The following is a 3,372-nucleotide window of genomic DNA, read 5'->3' as shown; positions in this document are numbered from 1 at the left end:
GCCACCCTGCCACCCTGCCACCCTGCTGTAGGTGGGCAAAGTTAGAGGGTTAGGGATGGTCTGAAGTAGCCATGTATTTCCCCGGCATACCACCTAGCGCAACTTTTAAACTCGCCAAATGATCAAAAAACAATCAATTCGACGAGTATTTCTTACGTTTTCGCCACCCGGACCCCACTCCGGTGGCCATTTCCCGCATTACAGGCGCACCTCTCCTGCATTCGTCAGTAAATGTCGGCGCGCCATCCACAGGTTCGACAGAGCGAACAGTGTCACCAGTTGCGCCGTGTTTTTGGCCAAGCCGCGAAAGCGCACCTTGGTGTAACCGAACTGGCGCTTGATTACCCGGAACGGATGCTCGACCTTGGCGCGCACCTGAGCCTTGGCCTTTTCAATCTTGCGCTTGGCTTTGTACAGCACGCTGCGCTTATCGAGTTTTTTGTAGGTGCTGCGGCGTGCCGCCACCTGCCAGATAACTTCACGTCCTTCATGCTCGGGCCGCTTTTCGACACCGGTGTAGCCTGCATTGGCGCAGACCACGTTTTCGTCGCCATGCAGCAATTTGTCCACCTGGGTGACATCCGCCACATTGGCCGCCGTGCCCACTACGCTGTGCACCAGACCCGATTCGTCATCGGCGCCGATGTGGGCCTTCAGTCGGGTAAAGCAGGAGTGTTACCACTCCTGCCTCCCCTAAGAACCGTACTTGAGAGTCACCCCTCATACGGCTCAAGCCTTCCAGCAGCCTGAGTGAGACTGGGTAACCTGACGATGCGCTCTTCGGCGCTCAAGGTAAAACGTCCATGCCGGATCGAACGGGTTCGCTGCACTGCATATTTTGATATGCCGCACGATCGAAACACTGGCGGCGGCATACAGCCAAGCGGGTTGACTCATGCCGCGCGCTTTCTCCTGGGTGGCGAAAACCCAGTGCCGTTGACCCACGACACGAAAGTAGCGTTGTTTTACCCAATGGGCACTTTTCATGGCGTGCCGGCGAACTGCCCAGCGCCATAACACTTGCCAAATCTGATGGTCGATCCATGCGAAACGCTTGGCGGCGACAACATGGCGATGATACATGGCCCATCCTCGGATCACCGGGTTCAGGGTCAAGATCAAGTTAGCTTGAGTCGCCGTCTTGTTTGCGTTCGCGATTTCCCGCACCTTATCCAGCAATGCCTTCACACTCTTGCGAGCCGGAGTGATGAGTAGCTTGCCGGCGTACTTGCGTACGTTCTGGCCCAGAAAATCGAAGCCTTGCGAGATATGCGTTATCTGAGTCTTTTCATCAGAGAGTTCCAAACCTCGCTCTTTCAGGAACGCCTCAATTGCAGGACGAACCTGATGTTGCAAAACAGCTTTCGTGGCCCCTGTGATGATGAAGTCATCGGCATATCGTACGACGTGTATCTTGAATGGCTTACGCTTGCGCGCTGTCGAAGCCACGCTTGCATAGACGACATCTTCCAGGCCATCCAGCGTCCAATTCGCAAGTACCGGAGAGATGATCCCCCCTTGCGGGGTTCCTGCCTCCGTTGCGAACAAGGCTCCCTGATCGACATACCCCGCTCGAAGCCATTTGCGCAGAACCACCTTATCCATGGGTACGTTGGTGAGCAGCCAATCGTGACTGATATTGTCGAAGCAGCCTCGAATGTCACCTTCAAGCACCCAATGCGCCGAACCACGTTTCGCTAGTGCATTGAAGCAGTGTGCGATTGCATCGGCAGTGGATCGCTGCGGCCGAAATCCATAGGAGTTGGGATCTGCACGCGTTTCGGCAACCGGCTCAAGTGCCAGTTTCCACAGCGCCTGCATCGCACGATCCCGCATCGTTGGAATCCCCAGCGGACGCTTCTTGCCATTGCTTTTGGGTATGTAGATGCGTCTCAGCGGTTGAGGCCGATAGCCCCGATGCTGTAACGCTTGTGCTCCCGTCGATTTGGCCACCGGAGTCGACCAGATCTTGCCATCAACGCCCGGTGTTCTCTTGCCTCTGTTTTCCGTCACTCGCTTCACGGCCAACATTTTGCCGCTGAACGAGCGAGTCAGCAGTCGCTGCAAGGCTTGCACCTTGCCCCACCTGCCTTCTCGTGTTGCCTTGGCGATACGGACCTGGAGTCGTTTCACTTGCGACTCGATCTGGTTCCAGTGTTGGGGCCAGGCCGATATGAAGTTCGAAGGCGCACCAGTGCTCGCCGTTGCTTGCGCATTGGGTGCGAGCACTGCCATCTGCTTTCCTCCGTGCAACGATTGATCAGGTTTTCTCGCCATGGAAGACCGTGTGGAAGTCTGCTCGCTTTCGCGCCAGATGATGTTTCAATCTGTATTCACCCCATTACAGGGTGACCTTCGCTTTTTCCACATTCCTTTACCCGCAGCATCAACAGCTTGCTTTACAGCTCACCTGCCGAAGTCGGCAACGCTACGGGCTTACCCTGTTCCGCATGGATTTCCGAACGGGTCGGGCTCCTCGATTTCGCCGGCGGCACCACATCCACGAGGGGCTATCGGTAAGAGCCCCTGCCTGGCCGCGCACCTTTTGGTACAAGCCTGTCAGCATCTTTGGCTTGGCTACTATGACGACGTTTATATGAGGTTCACTTGTGTTAGCCGTACCTGTTCATCCCTAGCGCCTCTCCGCCTTGATGCTGGCAGATTCAGTCTGGCCTCGCGGTTCGACCTACCGAAATATCGGCGGTTACATTGTCCCCAGAGCTTCAGACCCGGCTGTTACCGGCCACGCCTGTCTGGGTAGGGAACGAGTGGTGGAACAGTCGGTTCCGTCGGGCGTTAACCTGCGGAACAGAAACCCATGCGACTTTCAGGTCGCACTGCCAAAATAATACTGGTTTCCCTTCTTGGTCTGGTGCATTTCCGGGTCGCGCTTGCCGTCCTTGTTCTTGGTCGAACTGGGCGCATTGATCAGCGTTGCATCGACGATGGTGCCCTGGCGCAGCGACAGGCCGCGGTCGCCCAGATAGCCATTGATGACAGCGAGGATGCCGGCCGCCAGCTCGTGTTTCTCCAGCAAGCGGCGGAAGTTGAGAATGGTGGTTTCGTCGGGGATGCGCTCCAGGTTCAGCCCGGCAAACTGGCGCAGGATCGTGGTTTCGTACAGCGCTTCCTCCATCGCTGGATCGCTGTAGCCGAACCAGTTCTGCAGCAAATGCACACGCAGCATCGCCATCAACGGGTAGGCCGGACGGCCACCTTCACCCTTCGGATAATGTGGCTCGATCAAAGCAATCAAGCCCTTCCACGGCACCACCCGATCCATCTCGATCAGGAACAACTCCTTGCGGGTTTGCTTGCGCTTGCCAGCGTACTCGGCGTCGGCGAAGGTCATCTGCTTCATCGGGAAACTCG

General features: G+C 56.7%; 1 protein-coding gene and 2 pseudogenes. All 3 read right to left on the bottom strand.

The window, feature by feature from the left end; genetic code table 11:
• Positions 1 to 198 precede the first annotated feature (198 nt).
• Positions 199 to 657 (bottom strand): annotated as a pseudogene (locus LO50_RS18210) (IS5-like element IS1384 family transposase); the annotation flags it as partial.
• Between the two features lie 72 nt (positions 658 to 729).
• Positions 730 to 2,235 carry a group II intron reverse transcriptase/maturase gene (gene ltrA / locus LO50_RS18205; RefSeq protein WP_017246414.1) on the bottom strand — a complete coding sequence of 502 codons (1,506 nt, stop codon included), beginning with the start codon at positions 2,233 to 2,235 and terminating at the stop codon, positions 730 to 732.
• A 604-nt stretch (positions 2,236 to 2,839) separates the two neighbouring features.
• Positions 2,840 to 3,361: pseudogene (locus tag LO50_RS18200) on the bottom strand (IS5-like element ISPst7 family transposase); the annotation flags it as partial.
• Positions 3,362 to 3,372: the final 11 nt, after the last annotated feature.

Origin of the sequence: Stutzerimonas stutzeri, from assembly GCF_000935215.1 — a bacterium.
Lineage (GTDB): Bacteria > Pseudomonadota > Gammaproteobacteria > Pseudomonadales > Pseudomonadaceae > Stutzerimonas.
Note: the sequence above shows the minus strand (reverse complement) of the source record. Positions and strands in the feature narration are given on the sequence as shown.

Bases quoted from the DNA above. Each gene is read 5' to 3' on its own strand.
- ltrA (WP_017246414.1), bottom strand. From the start codon at position 2,235: ATGGCAGTGCTCGCACCCAATGCGCAAGCAACGGCGAGCACTGGTGCG.